15 protein-coding genes, 1 tRNA gene and 1 pseudogene are annotated in these 16048 nt (G+C 42.2%); 7 read left to right on the top strand and 10 right to left on the bottom strand.

Annotated features, from left to right (window positions below):
* Positions 1-94: 94 nt before the first annotated feature.
* The 3 genes from CZ367_RS02185 to CZ367_RS02175 are packed head-to-tail and all read left to right on the top strand — an operon-like array spanning position 95 to position 1779.
* Positions 95-787 (top strand): phosphatidylserine decarboxylase family protein, encoded by a 693-nt coding sequence (locus CZ367_RS02185; RefSeq protein WP_077195512.1) that lies wholly within the window; start codon positions 95-97, stop codon positions 785-787.
* A gap of 13 nt (positions 788-800) precedes the next feature.
* Positions 801-1496: a CDP-diacylglycerol--serine O-phosphatidyltransferase gene (gene pssA, locus CZ367_RS02180; RefSeq protein ID WP_077195511.1), complete on the top strand. Its 696-nt coding sequence runs from the start codon at positions 801-803 to the stop codon at positions 1494-1496.
* A 34-nt stretch (positions 1497-1530) separates the two neighbouring features.
* Complete coding sequence (locus CZ367_RS02175; RefSeq protein ID WP_077195510.1) at positions 1531-1779, top strand: DUF4834 domain-containing protein; 249 nt, start codon at positions 1531-1533, stop codon at positions 1777-1779.
* A 298-nt stretch (positions 1780-2077) separates the two neighbouring features.
* Here CZ367_RS02175 and CZ367_RS02170 read toward each other — a convergent pair.
* Positions 2078-2643 (bottom strand): annotated as a pseudogene (locus tag CZ367_RS02170) (IS1380 family transposase); the annotation flags it as partial.
* A gap of 396 nt (positions 2644-3039) precedes the next feature.
* Between CZ367_RS02170 and CZ367_RS02165 the strand changes: the two are divergent.
* Positions 3040-4065, top strand: coding sequence for an IS110 family RNA-guided transposase (locus tag CZ367_RS02165; RefSeq protein WP_077195509.1), 1026 nt, complete (start codon positions 3040-3042; stop codon positions 4063-4065).
* A gap of 60 nt (positions 4066-4125) precedes the next feature.
* Here the strand turns inward: CZ367_RS02165 and pyrH are convergent, their stop codons facing one another.
* Both pyrH and CZ367_RS02155 read right to left on the bottom strand, forming a co-directional pair.
* Complete coding sequence (pyrH, locus tag CZ367_RS02160) at positions 4126-4836, bottom strand: UMP kinase (RefSeq protein ID WP_077195508.1); 711 nt, start codon at positions 4834-4836, stop codon at positions 4126-4128.
* Positions 4823-5611 (bottom strand): biotin--[acetyl-CoA-carboxylase] ligase, encoded by a 789-nt coding sequence (locus CZ367_RS02155; protein WP_077195507.1) that lies wholly within the window; start codon positions 5609-5611, stop codon positions 4823-4825. The genes pyrH and CZ367_RS02155 overlap by 14 nt, the downstream gene beginning before the upstream one ends.
* 102 nt (positions 5612-5713) lie before the next feature.
* Between CZ367_RS02155 and CZ367_RS02150 the strand changes: the two genes are divergently transcribed.
* Entirely contained in the window at positions 5714-6166 is a 453-nt protein-coding gene (locus tag CZ367_RS02150) for a nucleoside deaminase (RefSeq protein ID WP_077195506.1), read from the top strand.
* A 7-nt stretch (positions 6167-6173) separates the two neighbouring features.
* Here CZ367_RS02150 and rodA read toward each other — a convergent pair whose 3' ends face one another.
* The 7 genes from rodA to CZ367_RS02115 all read right to left on the bottom strand — a co-directional run bounded on the left by rodA (position 6174) and on the right by CZ367_RS02115 (position 14157).
* Positions 6174-7649 (bottom strand): rod shape-determining protein RodA, encoded by a 1476-nt coding sequence (gene rodA, locus CZ367_RS02145; protein WP_077195505.1) that lies wholly within the window; start codon positions 7647-7649, stop codon positions 6174-6176.
* Positions 7650-7854: 205 nt separating this feature from the next.
* Positions 7855-9996 carry a penicillin-binding protein 2 gene (gene mrdA, locus CZ367_RS02140; RefSeq protein WP_077195504.1) on the bottom strand — a complete coding sequence of 714 codons (2142 nt, stop codon included), beginning with the start codon at positions 9994-9996 and terminating at the stop codon, positions 7855-7857.
* Positions 9993-10496, bottom strand: a complete 504-nt coding sequence (gene mreD / locus CZ367_RS02135) for a rod shape-determining protein MreD (protein WP_077195503.1) — start codon at positions 10494-10496, stop codon at positions 9993-9995. Before mreD ends, mrdA begins: the two co-directional genes overlap by 4 nt.
* Before the next feature lie 55 nt (positions 10497-10551).
* A complete protein-coding gene (mreC, locus tag CZ367_RS02130; RefSeq protein ID WP_077195502.1) occupies positions 10552-11433 on the bottom strand; it encodes a rod shape-determining protein MreC in 882 nt (293 codons plus the stop codon).
* A gap of 274 nt (positions 11434-11707) precedes the next feature.
* Positions 11708-12730 (bottom strand): rod shape-determining protein, encoded by a 1023-nt coding sequence (locus CZ367_RS02125; RefSeq protein ID WP_077195501.1) that lies wholly within the window; start codon positions 12728-12730, stop codon positions 11708-11710.
* Positions 12731-12842: 112 nt separating this feature from the next.
* Positions 12843-13436 (bottom strand): IMP cyclohydrolase, encoded by a 594-nt coding sequence (locus tag CZ367_RS02120; RefSeq protein ID WP_077195500.1) that lies wholly within the window; start codon positions 13434-13436, stop codon positions 12843-12845.
* Between the two features lie 647 nt (positions 13437-14083).
* Positions 14084-14157: transfer RNA gene (locus CZ367_RS02115), tRNA-Pro, on the bottom strand.
* A gap of 153 nt (positions 14158-14310) precedes the next feature.
* Here CZ367_RS02115 and CZ367_RS02110 point away from each other — a divergent pair.
* Positions 14311-15561, top strand: a complete 1251-nt coding sequence (locus tag CZ367_RS02110; protein ID WP_077195499.1) for a 3-phosphoshikimate 1-carboxyvinyltransferase — start codon at positions 14311-14313, stop codon at positions 15559-15561.
* Positions 15562-15614: 53 nt separating this feature from the next.
* Entirely contained in the window at positions 15615-16013 is a 399-nt protein-coding gene (locus CZ367_RS02105) for a hypothetical protein (protein ID WP_077195498.1), read from the top strand.
* Positions 16014-16048: the final 35 nt, after the last annotated feature.

The following is a 16048-nucleotide window of genomic DNA, read 5'->3' as shown; positions in this document are numbered from 1 at the left end:
AAAAGCTGATATAGCCAAAAGAATGAAGATAAATATTTGTGAGACTAACAAAAAATACCTATCTTTGCAATCGTTAAAATATCCGTTCTCACCTATGGGAAAAATAAAAAAGAAACTTAAAAAGATTAGAATACATCACGAAGGCACTGACCAATTATTATATGGTGGCATTGGTATTGCCCTAATAGCCTTGTTGTTATGGTTTGGCGTTCCTTCAAAAATTCCGTTTTGGATTTTCATCGTAATTTTCGGTACGATTTATGGAATTGTACTCAATTTTTATCGTTGTCCTATTCGATATTTTGGCTCTGAAGATACCGAAAAAATAGTTGTAGCCCCTGCCGATGGGCAAATTGTAGTTATAGAAGAAGTGGACGAGGACAAATATTTTCACGACCGCCGCATTATGGTTTCCATTTTTATGAGTTTATGGAATGTTCATGCCAATTGGTTTCCTGTAGATGGAACTGTAAAGATGGTGAAGCATTTTGATGGAAACTACCACAAAGCTTGGTTACCTAAGGCAAGCGAAGAGAACGAACACGCAGACATCTTACTTACCACTACCGATGGCAGAGATATTCTTTGTCGTCAGATTGCTGGTGCTGTGGCACGCCGTATTGTGACCTATGCGCAGGAAGGTGACGAATGTTTCATAGACGAACACATGGGTTTTATTAAGTTGGGAAGCCGTGTCGACATTTTCCTCCCTATAGACTCAGAAATCTGTGTCAAGATGGGACAATCTACTACGGGCGACCAAACTGTTATAGCAAAGTTGAGTTAAGAAAACAAGTCTTATGGCAATAAAGAAGCATATACCCAATACCATTACTTGTTGCAACCTCGTTTCAGGTTGCATTGCTATAGCTTTTGCATTTAGTGGCAATGCCAAAGTAGCCTTTGGGTTTATTATTCTTGGAGCAATTTTCGACTTTTTCGATGGTATGAGTGCGCGTTTGTTGCACGTGAGTTCGCCCATTGGTAAGGAGTTAGACTCTTTAGCCGATGTTATTACCTTTGGTGTAGCTCCGTCTACCATCTTGTTTAGTTTGCTTAGCGTAATGGACTATCCTTCTTTTTTAGAACCCTTACGTACCATTCTTCCATTCTCTGCCTACATTATGGCAGCTTTCTCCGCACTCCGATTAGCTAAATTCAATCTTGACGAACGTCAGTCGTTGGGCTTTATAGGTCTGCCCACACCTGCAAACGCTTTGTTTTGGGGTTCGCTCATTATTGGTGGTGGACAGTGGATTGAGACCTCTCCTTCCGCATTGTTTGTCCTCTTGGGTGGGATAGTAGCAAGTTCGTGGTTGATGGTGGCTGAAATTCCAATGTTTGCGCTCAAGTTTAAGGAGTGGGGCTGGAAAGGTAATCAAGTGAAATACCTATTTTTGCTCACCTGCATACCCTTGCTTCTTATTTTTGGTATTGCCTCTTTGGCTATCATCATTGCGTGGTATGTACTATTGTCTATCATTGTACGCAAGTAAAACAAGCTTTATTTTACAAACAAGAATATAGATTATGATATTTCTCAAGTTCATATTTTTTCTTTTTATGGCTCTTTTTGTGGGTGTTATCCTTATAGGTTTTGCTTTCTTTAAGATGCTTCGCCGTTCCACACAACGCTTCCAACCCGAACAGCGTGACGAGGAAGTACACGTAAACGGCAATACCATTATCGATAACCGACCAAAGGAGCAACGCCGAAAACAAGTTATTGGCGATGATGAAGGCGAATATGTAGATTTCACCGCTGCTGATGAAGATTAACGAAGATATATACCTCTCCACTTGCTGTTATAGTAAGTGGATTTTTTTATTCTGCTTTTTATATTTACAATTTCGACAGAGGAACTTCATATTATAAGGTTTAACCCAAATCGGTCGTTAGACTTCTTCCAGATTTGCGAGCTTATTTTGAGCTATTTTTGGTTGTTTTTGAAGACGTTTAGCGAGCTAAACAACTGAAAAAAACAAACGAAAAGAGCCAAAATAAGGTGCAAAGACGAAGAAAAGCATAACATCTAAATTCTTTAAAAAGCCTTTGCGGGCTAATGATCGATTTGGGATAATTGGAACTTGCAGATGTGTTGCCTGGACGTAGCCAGTAATTTGCTATCATCCTCACATCGGAAACGAATGCAAGGAGCGGATGATGCGAGAGTCTCCAGGACGCTTGGAGTTGTATCCTTTGGCTGCCCCCTCCTGATTTCCCTCACGGACCATCACAGTTGAACCGAAGTCCAAGGGGTAATTGTCGAACTTCAACTCTGAGAAAAACCAACGGAACAAATTTCCGAAAGCACGTTGGTTGACAGCTTGGGAGATTTTGTTTAGATAGCGCTGGTATGCACGATGGTCAGCTCCGCGTTTCCACCCAAGTAGGTCACACAGTGCAGCGTCATAACGCACCACGTCAAGATGGCCAAAACAACTTGCGCCACACCACATACCTGCAAATAATCCCAATATTAACTGGATTGGTTTGTAGCCACGGCTAGATCCTTGAAGTGGAATACCACTTTGCATAATATGCTCTTCAAAATGGCATTTTTCAAGCATTTTGAAGAACAGGGAAAGCCCACCAAAAGGTGTTATTTCCTTATTTACGAACTTTATGTCACAGTTTCGCATCGGAGTATATATTTTTTTTGTGGTAAAGTTAGTAAATATTTATGAATCAAGCATATACAAAGCAGTTTTTCTAATGGCGGTCATTAGAAAATGACAAAAAGTTTTTTCTAATGACCTCTAAGTTTGCAGAAGAATGCGACGCAGTCGCATAAACATTAAATAATCAAGGTAAAACTATGATTGCTAAAGACAGTTTCGTACCTTTGTTGTAAAAAGGTAGAATCGGTCTGTCGAAGAGGTAAACCAGCTAATGACCCAGCTAAAAGCTATAAATCGTTTCGGACCTCATCGACATAGTTGCAAAGACCAGATAGAAAGTTATCGACACGAAGCCTATTTAGAGTTCCAGTCCATACAACTATCGACCAATTCTACTTAATAAAATTGTACAAATATATGAAGAATTTATTTATCGGAGTTGATTTTTCGAAAGAAAAAGTTGATGTGGCTATCATTTTTGCAGACGGTCTGACAGAAACGGCCCCAAGAGTGTTCAACGAGTTCAAGACAACAGTGTCTGGCTACAAGCAACTGGTCAAGTGGGTGGAGAAGAATTCCTACGGCATCGACCCCTCCCTGTGGCTCTTCTGCGGTGAAAATACTGGCGACTACAGCAAAGGACTATGCAACTTCCTCTACGGCAAAGGCTACGACATGTGGCTTGAGAACGCCAAGAGCATCAAGGACGCATCAGGTCTCAGACGATTGAAGTCTGACCGCGCCGACGCCTCGATGATTGCAGAATACGCTATGAGAAATCACGACAAAGCCGTTATGTACGAGCCACTTAGCGAGTCACTTGCACAACTACGAGAGCTGTTTCTGTATCGTCAAATGGTGGTACGCCATAGATGCAGCTTTCAGGTGCGTAGAGGCGAGAAGAAGCTCACCATGGAGAAATCGCCTATCAAGACGATGATCTCGCAGAGCGGAAGGCATATCGTGTCAGAACTCAACAAGGAAGTTGCGAAGATAGACAAGCGAATCGCCGAGCTCATTAAGTCGGACGAAGAGCTCACCGAGGTGTTCACAATCGTGACCTCGGTGCCTGGCATAGGAACGCAGAACGCTGTCTGTCTGATGGTGTATACAGACAACTTCCGTCGTTTCAACTACGACTCGCGCAAGATTGCCTGCTATTACGGCTTAGCCCCATTCGGAAAAGACTCTGGCACCAGTGTGCATTCTGATCCGCATGTACATTATATGGCGAACCGCCAGATAAAGGCCATGCTGACACAAGCTGCACTGGCTGCCGTCAAATTCAATCCCGTTATGGCGAGGTACTATATGCGCCTCGTGGAACGAGGAAAGAAGAAGCAAGTTGCATTGAACAATGTCAAGAACAAACTTGTGCATTTGGTCACTGCAATGGTTAGAAACCGCCAAACATTCACCCCTGATTATAAAATCTCAGCATAAATTGAAAATAATGGTCAAAACATTTGGATTTTAACATAGAAAGCGATTTGAGTTAAAGTATTAGTTGTGTACCAACGTACCAATTTCTTCGCCGTCCATCACTTTCTTTAAGTTGCCTACGATGTCCATATTGAACACATAGATAGGTAGATTGTTCTCCTTGCACATAGTTGTGGCGGTGAGATCCATTACTTTCAAACCCTTGTTGTAGATTTCGTCGTAAGTAATCTCGGTAAACTTGGTTGCAGTAGGGTCTTTTTCAGGGTCGGCAGTGTAAACTCCGTCTACACGAGTTCCCTTCAACATCACGTCAGCCTCTATCTCTATACCACGGAGGCTTGAGCCTGTGTCGGTGGTAAAGTAAGGATTGCCTGTACCAGCTGAGAAGATGCAGATGCAACCATTCTCCATTGCCTCGATAGCGTTCCACTTGTTGTAGAACTCGCCAATAGGTTCCATACGGATAGCTGTCATAACTTTTGCTTTAACACCTATTGCGCCTAATGCAGAACTGAGTGCCAACGAGTTGATAACGGTAGCGCACATACCCATTTGGTCGCCTTTCACACGGTCGAAACCTTTTTGACTACCGCTCAAACCACGGAAAATGTTACCGCCACCGATAACAATGCCAATCTGTACCCCCATCTCGTGTACCTCTTTTATCTGCCGTGCATAGTCTTCTAATCGTTCAGAGTCGATGCCATAACCTTGCTTGCCCATCAAGCTCTCGCCCGATAGTTTGAGCAATATTCTTTTAAATCTTGCCATACTTTATTTCTTTAAATTCGTAACTTCTTATTCTTCCTTCTTTATCTCTTAGGATAAGATGCCCATCGTCTTCCACTTCGATAATTGCACCTTCAAATTTTCCGTCTGAATCTTCAAACTCGTGAAAGCCTTTGCCTCTGTACATTGCTTCGTGATACAACCCTGAAATTGCGCCATAGTTGGCACTGCGTATCAAGTCGTAATGCTTTTCGAACGAGCGAATTATCTTTTTTAGCAGTTCGTCTCTGTCCACTTCGTGTCCTAAAATTTGAGCTAACGAAACTGGATTTGGGGCATCGCTCTTAAATTCGGTTTGATTGACATTCAGCCCCACACCATAGATGCAGTCCTTAATGCGACCTGCGCCCAACTTGGTTTCTATCAGTGTGCCGCTCAGTTTCTTATCGTTCCAATATATATCGTTAGGCCATTTCAGCGTAATGCCTTCGCTTACATATTCTGAAAGTGCTTCTTTAAGGGCTAAAGCTCCATATTCAGACAAGAGAAACTGGGTAGCAACGGGCACTTCGTAGGGGTGGAGTAGGACAGAGAAAAGGAGGTTTTTGCCTGCTTCGCTTTCCCACACATTTGTGCCTTGTCCACGTCCAGCGGTTTGATAGTCTGCCACTACAACTGTCATTTGTTCGCCCTCTTGAGGGGTATAGGTACGCAAATAACTATTGGTGCTATCCACCTCTTCTAACCGAATAATGGTTGCTTTGGACTGCTCTTGTGGTTTCCTAAATGCGGCTGTTAGTTTATCAAATATTTTCATCTGTTGTTTTCTGTTATGGAGGATAAGGGACTCCCTCAAAATGATACACAAAGGTAGAATAAAGTTTCTGATTTACAAAATTAATGTTGTACTTTTGCACGTATGAGTATAGAAGAACAGCAAAAGCAAGACGAATACTTTATGGAACGTGCCTTGATGGAGGCGGAAGAAGCGTTCAAGGCTGGAGAAATTCCAGTTGGGGCTGTGGTGGTTTGTCAAGGTCGCATCATTGCCCGATCGCACAACCTTACAGAGACGCTTACCGATGTTACGGCACATGCAGAGATGCAGGCTGTAACGATGGCAGCTAACGAGTTGGGTGGAAAATACCTACAGGATTGCACGCTCTATGTCACTGTTGAACCCTGTATTATGTGTGCTGGGGCATTGGGATGGTCGCAAATGAAACGCATCGTTTATGGTTGTAAAGACGAAAAGCGAGGGTATAGCGTGTATGCGCCTAAGGCTTTGCACCCCAGGGCTAATGTTTCATACGGCATTTTAGAGGAAAAATGTCGTGAACTGATGCAACGCTTCTTTAAAGAGCGTAGATAAGCGAGCGTTATTGGCGAATGAGATTGCGCCCTGCATCTATGCGTAGGAAGATGAAGAGGAGGAGGGTGAAGCCCCATAAGGACGAACCGCCATAGCTGAAGAAGGGCAACGGAATACCAATAACAGGAGTAAGTCCGAGCACCATTCCTACATTAATAAACACGTGGAATAGAAAGATGCCTGCCACACAATAGCCATATACTCGCCCAAACTTAAACGGTTGACGCTCGGCAACATACATCAATCGGAGTATCAAAGCTAAGAAAAGGAAGAGTACAGAGGCAGAGCCTAAGAAGCCTTCTTCCTCGCCAACGGTACAGAAAATAAAGTCGGTATCTTGTTCAGGAACGAAGTTCAGTTTGGTTTGTGTTCCATTCAGGAAGCCTTTGCCTTGAAGTCCGCCCGATCCAATGGCTATCTCGCTTTGGTGAACGTTGTAGCCTGCGCCTGCAAGGTCTTCTTCCAATCCTAACAAAACATTGATGCGCACACGTTGGTGGGGCTGCATCACGTCGTTTAAAACATAATCGGCTGAATAGAAAAAGCCTATCGAACCTACCGCAAAGAGTGCAATATAAAGGTAATTGATGAAGCGTGTACTCATCGAATTGTAAACCAAATAAGCGATTAACCCTGCTGAAAGAATGAGCTGAACCCAAACTATATCGAACGGAATAACGAAGACGGAGAACAATAAACTCAGTGTTGTAACGCCTATGATGGTAAGCAATATGCGTTGGGTCTTTATCTTGTCGTAGAGATACACCCATATCATGCCCGTACTAAAGAGTTGGACGAGAAGAAGAACACTAAATTTTCCTACAGAAGTGGTCTCGTCCCATAGTGTTACGCTTTCATATTTTACACCTACAACGAAGTAGATGATCATTGCAATACCCGTGAAAAGGAACGATCCGGGCATGCCTTCACGATAGAACATTAGAAAGAACGAAAGATAAACAAGGGCTGAACCCGTTTCTCTTTGCCCCACAATGCACAGCATAGGTACAAGCACAATGCCGCAAGCTGCCGCAAAATGCTTTAAATTAGACATAGTAAAGCCGTAAGCAGACATAAATTTGGCGATGGCTAAAGCCGTGGCAAATTTAGCAAACTCGGCAGGTTGAAGCCGCAGAGGTCCCATAACAATCCACGAACGAGAGCCCTTAATGGAGTGAGGATTGAAGATGGTGAGGAAAAGCAATAGAACTAAAAGCCCATAAATGACGTAAGCAAAGGTGTCGTACATTCGGTCGTCCATCATCAATAGCACGAAACCTAAACAGATAGATGTACCAATCCAAACAATCTGCATACCCGAGCGAGACGAGAGCGAGAAGATGTCTGTGTCACCATAGGTATAACTCGCACCACAGACACTTATCCACCCAAAGGTGAGTAAAGCCAAATAGATACCTATCGTCCACCAATCTAATGAACGAAGTACACCTGGTTGTTTGTCGGATTTGTAATTGTTTGCCACGTTATATTGCTAACTTACGATTTTTAAATTATAATCAATATTCTATATTAAAGCAACGTTATGTGCTCTATACATATATGTTTTGTTTGCTCATCGCATACGTTATGCTTATGGAGGTATATGTTTTGTTTGCTCAATGCATAAGGTTATACTTCATAGACATATATGTTTTACCTTTTAAAAGCCTGATCTTGCTTCTGATAGGTTAAGGGCTTTTCGGCTTTGAGTCGCTTTCTCGCTTCTTTCCGCCGTTAGCATTGTCTTTGTCTTTATCCTTTTCGTCACGTTCAGACTTTATCTTTACCTCCTCATCTACACGTATTGCAGGGTCGTTGAGTGGTTGTTGCTCCTTTTCTTTCTTCTCTGCATCACGCTTAGCCTTGAGCTCTTTCTCCTTTGCACCTTCTTCCATCTTTTGCTTCTCTCGTTCCATCTTCAACGAATCCTTGATTTGGTTCACACGTTTGATGGAGTCGAGGCGTAAAGAGTCCGCCTTTGACAAGGGTCGTTTGAAGGGGTAACTGATGTGTCGCTTCTGTATTGCTTCCGCCTTGGCTGCATCTCCAGGGGTTAGTTTGCCATTGATGTATTGTTCCATCATCAGCGAACCAATTGGCACACCATAAACCGCACCGAAACCACCGTTCTCTACATACACAGCAATGGCAATCTTTGGAGAATCGACAGGTGCAAACCCCATAAATACAGAGTGGTCCTTTCCTCTGTTCTGAGCCGTACCCGTTTTACCAGCCAATGTATATCCTGCACGTGCAGCGTGAGCACACGTACCGCCTAAAGCCGATGAAACCATTCCTGCTACAACTCTATCGTATGCCCGCGGTGTACCCATTGCTTTATGTTTGGTGAGGTATTCTTTGTCCAAACGATGCCCTTGTATCTTTCTTACTACGTGTGGCGTGTAGTAATATCCCCGATTGGCAATGATTGCACCAAGGTTTGCTATCTGCAAAGGAGTGAGGTTTACTTCGCCTTGCCCAATAGAAATGGAGATAACAGATAGTGCGTTCCATTTCCCGAAAGCGTTGTTATAAAAATTAGCGTTCGGTATCATACCTCGCTTCTCTCCAGGGAGGTCTATTCCGAGTTTATATCCAAAGCCCATTGAAACCATATAATCGCGCCAACGGTTCATTGCTCCGTCAAGCGTCTTGTAACGTTGACGATTTGAAAGCATATGGTAAAGTCCCCAACAGAAGTAAGCATTGCACGAAGTACTTAGTGCTGGTACAAGCGAAATAGGAGATGCGTGACTGTGACACCCCACGTGAAGGCCTTTGAAAGAGAAACCGTGTGGACACGGATAGCGTGTGGAATCGTTGATAATACCTTCTGAATAGTAAGTAATGGCTTGACCTGTCTTGAACGTTGAACCAGGTGGATATTGTCCCATGATGGCTCTATTGAGCAAAGGCTTTGCAGGATCGAGCGTCATCGTTTGTAGGTTCTTACCTCGCATCTTACCTATCATAGAGCGTGGGTCGAAAGTTGGCGAAGAAACCATCGCAAGTATTTGTCCTGTTTTTGGTTCTATGGCAACCACTGCACCGAGCTTTCCTTCCATTAAACGCTCGCCCAAGGCTTGTAAATCGGCATCTATACCGAGCTGAATATCACTTCCCGGGCGTGGTTTCTGGTCGTATTTGCCATCTTGATACCTACCTTTTATTCGTCCGTGGGCATCACGAAGCAAGATTTGAACCCCCTTTTGACCCCGCAAAGGCTTTTCGTATTTGCGTTCAATCCCCATCTTCCCAATGTAATCGCCAGGCTGATAGTAATCGTCTTCTTCTATATCGCTTTGGCTAACTTCAGCTACATCGCCCAAGATATGGCCTGCTATGGGTTTGTGATATTGTCGTATGCTTCGTTTTTGGATATAGAAGCCAGGGAAACGATAGAGCTTTTCTTGAAATGCGCTAAACTCTTTGTCGCTCAACTGGCTCATAAATAGCTGCTGAGTGAAGCGTGAATAACCAGGATTTTTGGTTCTATCCTTGATGTCATTCATACGTTGAATAAGGAATTGCTTGCTTATATTGAGTGCTTTGCAGAACTCTACCGTGTCTAAGCGGTCTTTTTCTTCGTTCATCACCACCATTATGTCGTATGCAGGTTGGTTGTAAACGAGCAATTGCCCCTTACGATCGGTTATAATACCACGTGAGGGGAACTCTATTTTCTTCAAGAAAGCGTTCGAGTCGGCACGCTTTCTGTAGTCGTCGCTTGCAATTTGCAAGGCAAATAGGCGTATAACGTAGGCTATGATGATTGCAATAGCAACACCACTCAATACCAAACGTCGCTTTTCTAAATCAAAATTTTTCATACGCGACTCCTTACATGTTCGATTACTAAAATAAGAAGTAGCGTAAGCAAGGTGCTTCCCCCGATACATTCCAACCAAGTGAGAATATTGAAGAAGCTAAACATTTCCAAAGAGAAGAATACCAAATTGTAGATAAATGTTAGTGTTGCTGCATACCAAAGGTACTGCACATAACTAAGTGTATTTACACCTGGTTGGAGGTCTTCTGCACTATCACGAGGAACAAAAGGGCGAAGAACAAAGGGCTGCACAGCTGCAATCAGTGTTAGCGAAGCCGATGATACGCCTGGAGTATTTGAGAAAGTATCAATTATCAGTCCCATTATGAAAGCCCAAAGCAACGACCCCCATTGTGGCATATTGCGACGAAACAGAAAAACAAAATAGATGTAAAGTAGGGGAGTAGCAACACCAAACAGATGTATGTGATTGAGCACAAACACCTGAGCAAGTATTAAAACAACAAACCAACCAAAGATTTTTACTATATCTATATTCATTTTTATGCTTTCGCCTTTTCTTCTTTGTTAACCAATAATTCCATTCACCGCACTATTATTCGGTAGTGTTATAATCCGTACCGAGCTGTTTAATAGAGTCGGTCGCTGCATCTATCACTTGTTTTTGTTGACGAATAGAGGCATCGTCTATCACGCAAACATCACGTAGGTTGCCAAAATCGGTAGAGAGTTGTACAGCTATACGGAACGATAGGCCATCTTCCGAGTTGTAGACGTGCTTCACTTTGCCCACCAAAATGCCAGCAGGGAAGATTGAAGAATAACCACTTGTTACCACTCTATCGCCCAATTTGAATTTGGCGTGGCGTGGTACATCGTCCAAATAAGCCACATCTTTAGCTCCACCTTTCCAATGCAGATAACCAAAATAGTTACGTCCTTGTAGCGAACAACTGATATTCGACTTAGAATTGAGCACAGGAATAACGATAGAGTGGTGAATACCCACCAAGTAGACCACACCCACAACGCCATTTCCACACGCTACACCCATATCTTTTCGAACACCATCCCACGAACCTTTATTGATGGTAATAAAGTTTTCAGCTTTGTCTAACGAGTTTGACACCACCTTCGCATCAATCAGTTTGAACGAGGAAAGAAAGCGATATTGTCCACGTTGCTTGTATTTCGCATCGTGTGTTTTGGCATACAAGATTTCGTTAAGTTTCTTCACCTCTTGTTCTAACAAGAGATTGCGTTGTGTGAGTTCCTTATTAGCCTTACCCATTGTAAGGTAAGAGGTTGCCTCAGAACTTATCTCGTACACCTGTCCTGCAACGATATTGGCAGAGGTAAACCAAACGCTTCCTTGATAATTGTTGAACCGAAACAAAAGTACCATACTGATAACTTCTAATAATACAAAAAGAAACCAGTGTTTATACTTTGCGAGAAACTCCGTTAGATTGTGCATTCTTACTGCTTATAAAACGATATGAGCCATTAAAAGATAGAATTTCATCTGGCTGGTTCTATAAATTAGCTTTGTTAGATTTTGAGCTTATTTTTGAGGTCAAAATACAAGAGAGTAAAGGAGTGTAGCGAGCTACACGACTGAACGAACTTACATTTTGAACCAAAAAGAAGCCAAAAGATAACAAAACGTATTTCATAAAAAATGAATGACTATATGCGGTGGTAATTTATAGAACCAGCCATCTACCTTTTAATGGCTTTTTCTTGTATGTTTATCTCATCAAGAATGAGAAACGGTCTACATTGTTGAGTGCTATGCCTGCACCCTTTGCCACACTGTGCAATGGGTCTTCAGCAATATGGAATGGAATGTTAATCTTGTCGGTCAATCGCTTGTCGATACCACGAAGCAAAGCACCACCACCACTAAGATAGATACCGTTCTTTACAATATCTGCATAGAGTTCAGGAGGAGTATTTTCGAGTGCTGACAATACTGCGTTCTCAATCTTAGCCACAGTCTTATCCAAACAGTGTGCAATTTCTTGATAACATACAGGTACTTCCATTGGCAACGCAGTGATGCGGTTAGGACCGTGTACGATGTAGTCTTCAGGAGCTTCTTCGCCCAAATCGGTCAATGCCGAACCTACGTGAACCTTGATACGCTCTGCCATACGTTCGCTCACCTTAACGTTGTGTTGACGGCTCATATACTCTTGAATATCGGCTGTGAGGTCATCACCTGCAACGCGGATAGAGTTGTTGCAAACGATACCGCCCAAAGAGATAACTGCAATTTCGGTGCTACCACCACCTATGTCAACAATCATATTGCCTTCAGGGGCTTCAACATCAAGACCCATACCCAAGGCAGCAGCCATAGGCTCAAAGATGAGGTAAACATCTCTACCGTCAGCGTGTTCGGCAGAGTCGCGTACAGCACGCAATTCCACTTCAGTAGAACCCGATGGGACGCCAATAACCATACGCAACGATGGTGAGAACAAGCGATTGCCGCTGTGTACCATCTTAATTAATCCACGCATCATCTGCTCGCAGGCTGTAAAGTCTGCAATTACGCCATCACGAAGTGGACGAATGGTACGAATATTAGGGTGTTCCTTTTCGTACATCATTTTTGCATCGCCACCCACCGCAATCATTTTGTCGGTACGGCGGTCGAGAGCCACTACTGAAGGTTCATCAACAACAATCTTATCATCACTGATAATGATAGTGTTAGCTGTTCCCAGGTCCATTGCTATTTCCTGGATAAATGAAAAAAATCCCATTCTTTATTATTTAAAAGTGATTGCTCTTAACAGCGCATTGTCTGTTTTCGAGTAAAGTTATATTCTATTTCAGTTGAGTAGAACCTAAGTTCTGCCTTGATGTGTGCAAACTTTATTTTGCAAACCATTCGTGAATAGCCGTATCGTAGTGGCTGCTCACGCCGAATGCACGTTCAGCAAACATCTTGCGGTCTTCCAATTCGGTTGTTGCACCGCTTGTGTTCAATATTTGGAGCAACACAGGATATTCGGCCTTACTTGGTACAATGACAACATCTTTGAAGTTTTTAGCACCTGCACGAATGAGCGAAATACCGCCAATGTCTATCTTTTCGATAATGTCGGCATCGCTTGCACCGCTTGCAACAGTCTGTTCAAATGGATAGAGGTCTACAATTACCAAGTCGATTTCAGGAATTTCATACTCCATCATTTGTGCGTTATCGCCTTCAAAGTTGCGACGCGCCAAGATACCTCCAAATATTTTTGGGTGCAAAGTCTTCACACGACCACCCAAGATAGAAGGATAGCTTGTTACATCTTCCACACGTTGACACTCGTAGCCCAACGACTCGATAAATTCTTGTGTACCACCTGTACTAAGAAATTTTACGCCTTCAGCGTTCAGTTTCTTCAACAAATCGTCTAAACCATCTTTATGAAACACTGAAATCAGTGCAGTCTTAATTCTTTTTGTACCAGCCATTTTGTTTTTATGAATTTCCGTAATTAGATGTGCAAAGTTACAAAAACATAAGCACTAAACCATAATTTTAAACGCAAAAAATGCTAAATATTTATTCTTTATTGTCCAAAGTCAATTTTTGAAAAACCTACCTATATATAGAGAGATTTTGCGAATAGAGGGTTATTATAAAAAAACAATACTCGTTCGCATAACACTTTTGCCTCTTATCTCATCTATGTCGTAGCGTTATAATCTACATCGTTTTTTTACTTTATTTTTATCTCTAATATATATAATAAGGTGTAATCTCGCTTCGGCAGTTATGGTTGGTACGCCTATTAAAATTGTTCTGTTTCTTACCACTTCGTTGCTTGTTTCTAATACCTCTATCTTTTAATTGCCAAACATATATGTTTTGCATTGTCAAAGTTGAACTTTGGGAGGGTCAAACATATATGTATTGGGTGGTAAAACATATATGTTTTGCAGTGTAGGTGTATGTATTTGGTAATCAGATAGTTAAAATGCTATTCTTCGCTCTAATGCTTTTTATTCTTATTGTTCTGTTTTTCCTTTCTTACAAGTTGGTGTGAGGATTGTAAATGGTCTATATAGGGATAAGAAAAGGTGGTAAGCAAACCGTCTTGCTTACCACCTTTGATGCGTCGGGATGAGGCGACTCGAACGCCCGACCACTGGTCCCCCAGACCAGCATTCTAACCTACTGAACTACATCCCGTATTTTTTGTTGCTGCAAAATTACCAACTTTTTGACACATTAGCAAACTTTTGTACTTGTTTTTCAGCTTTCACGACTTTTATTTGTATTTTTGTATGTGAAAAAGGATGTGCTAATGCCATTCCAAGTTGTTTCTTAAAATCGTAAAAGATAATGCTATATACAATAACCCCTCCCAAGCAATTGAGTGCAAAAGTAGCCTTGCCTTCATCAAAGAGTATTAGCAACAGAGCATTGATAATCAACGCCCTTGCAAAGGGTAAATTGTTGCCCGATAACCTTTCAGAATGTGACGATACCGATGTAATAAAGAGGGCTTTAAGGGATAATCCTTACGAAATAGACATCAAAGCGGCAGGAACAGCAATGCGCTTTATGACTGCCTATCTGAGCGTTACGGAAGGCGAACATATACTTACTGGAACGGAACGTATGAAGCAACGCCCTATAAAAATTCTTGTTGAGGCATTGCAATTTTTAGGAGCAGAGATAGCTTATGAGGGCGAGGAAGGCTTTCCACCATTAAGAATAAAGGGCAAACCGCTCAAGGGGGGGAAGTTGGAAATATTGGGTAATGTAAGTTCTCAATACATTTCGGCATTGATGATGATAGGGCCAACGTTGGAGAAAGGACTTGAAATAAAACTATTGGGCGACATCATCTCCCGACCTTATATCGACCTCACTCTCTATGTAATGCGTGAATATGGCGCAGAAGCTGAATGGAGCGACGTAGATACGCTTACCATTGCGCCTAAAATGTACACAGAGCGTGAGTATATGATAGAAAACGATTGGACGGCAGCAAGTTATTGGTACGAAATGTTGACATTGCTTGATGACGAAGATTCTACGATTACTTTCTCTGGATTAAAAAATGGGTCGCAACAAGGCGATTCAGCAGTGAAATATATTTTCTCTTTGTTGGGTATTAAGACTATTTTTGATGCCAAAGAGAAGGACGAATTGTGCGATGTAACACTGAAGCGAAAACACAGAATGTTGCCACGATTAGAGTACGATTTTACCAATCAACCCGATTTGGTACAAACGATGATAAGTCTTTGTCCGTTGCTAAATATCCCCTTCAAGTTCAGTGGATTGAGCAGTTTGAAGTTCAAAGAGACCGATAGAATTGAGGCAATGAAGGTAGAAATGGCAAAGTTGGGCTATGTGATGCACGATGCTGACAATTCTAAAATGGTATGGGACGGGGAGCGATGCGAACCTTCCGAACCTATTGTAATCAATACCTATCGCGACCACCGTATGGCTATGGTCTTTGCACCACTTTGTTTGCGTTTGGGCGAGATAAAGATTAATGACCCAGAAGTGGTATCTAAATCTTATCCACAGTATTGGAACGAGTTGCGCAAGGTAGGTTTTACCATTATAGAAGAGTAGACTTGTTTGAAAAGGTCTTTAAGGCGTATCAAGTACTTATAGAATTAAAATAAATGGACATTATTGTTATTGGATTGCTTGCCATTCTTGCTGTAGGCGTATTAGTGGGTTTAGGCACTTTTATTAGTCGCAAAGGCAATGCCGAAGACGATGCTATTGTGATAGCATCGGGCGATTGCTCTACGTGTAGCGGTGAAGATGAGAGCTGCGAACAAACGTGTATAATGGAGGCTGCAACCAAGGCGATAGAGTATTTTGATGATGAAGAGCTCGACCGATTTGCGGGGAAAGATGCTGCAAACTATACTGACGATGAGGCAGAAGAGTTTGCGGAAGTGCTTTATACAATGCAACCTCACGAGGCAAAGGCGTGGAACAGAAGTCTTATTCTTCGAGGGATAAATGTTCCTAATCAAGTGAAAGACGAACTGATTGCAATGATTGAGGGTTAAAAGAATGAAACAATTCTATTAAAAGGCAATAAAAA

Source organism: Prevotella ihumii, from assembly GCF_900155655.1.
GTDB lineage: Bacteria > Bacteroidota > Bacteroidia > Bacteroidales > Bacteroidaceae > Prevotella > Prevotella ihumii.
This window is presented reverse-complemented; position numbering and strand designations above follow the sequence as displayed.

What these genes read in the sequence shown, in the direction of transcription:
- mrdA (WP_077195504.1), bottom strand. Translation starts at nt 9,996, where the DNA reads ATGAAAAATTTTGATTTAGAAAAGCGACGTTTGGTATTGAGTGGTGTT.
- CZ367_RS02155 (WP_077195507.1), bottom strand. Translation starts at nt 5,611, where the DNA reads ATGAAAATATTTGATAAACTAACAGCCGCATTTAGGAAACCACAAGAG.
- mreD (WP_077195503.1), bottom strand. Translation starts at nt 10,496, where the DNA reads ATGAATATAGATATAGTAAAAATCTTTGGTTGGTTTGTTGTTTTAATA.
- pyrH (WP_077195508.1), bottom strand. Translation starts at nt 4,836, where the DNA reads ATGGCAAGATTTAAAAGAATATTGCTCAAACTATCGGGCGAGAGCTTG.
- CZ367_RS02120 (WP_077195500.1), bottom strand. Translation starts at nt 13,436, where the DNA reads ATGGCTGGTACAAAAAGAATTAAGACTGCACTGATTTCAGTGTTTCAT.
- mreC (WP_077195502.1), bottom strand. Translation starts at nt 11,433, where the DNA reads ATGCACAATCTAACGGAGTTTCTCGCAAAGTATAAACACTGGTTTCTT.
- CZ367_RS02125 (WP_077195501.1), bottom strand. Translation starts at nt 12,730, where the DNA reads ATGGGATTTTTTTCATTTATCCAGGAAATAGCAATGGACCTGGGAACA.
- CZ367_RS02105 (WP_077195498.1), top strand. Translation starts at nt 15,615, where the DNA reads ATGGACATTATTGTTATTGGATTGCTTGCCATTCTTGCTGTAGGCGTA.
- CZ367_RS02175 (WP_077195510.1), top strand. Translation starts at nt 1,531, where the DNA reads ATGATATTTCTCAAGTTCATATTTTTTCTTTTTATGGCTCTTTTTGTG.
- CZ367_RS02110 (WP_077195499.1), top strand. Translation starts at nt 14,311, where the DNA reads ATGCTATATACAATAACCCCTCCCAAGCAATTGAGTGCAAAAGTAGCC.
- CZ367_RS02150 (WP_077195506.1), top strand. Translation starts at nt 5,714, where the DNA reads ATGAGTATAGAAGAACAGCAAAAGCAAGACGAATACTTTATGGAACGT.
- CZ367_RS02185 (WP_077195512.1), top strand. Translation starts at nt 95, where the DNA reads ATGGGAAAAATAAAAAAGAAACTTAAAAAGATTAGAATACATCACGAA.
- CZ367_RS02165 (WP_077195509.1), top strand. Translation starts at nt 3,040, where the DNA reads ATGAAGAATTTATTTATCGGAGTTGATTTTTCGAAAGAAAAAGTTGAT.
- pssA (WP_077195511.1), top strand. Translation starts at nt 801, where the DNA reads ATGGCAATAAAGAAGCATATACCCAATACCATTACTTGTTGCAACCTC.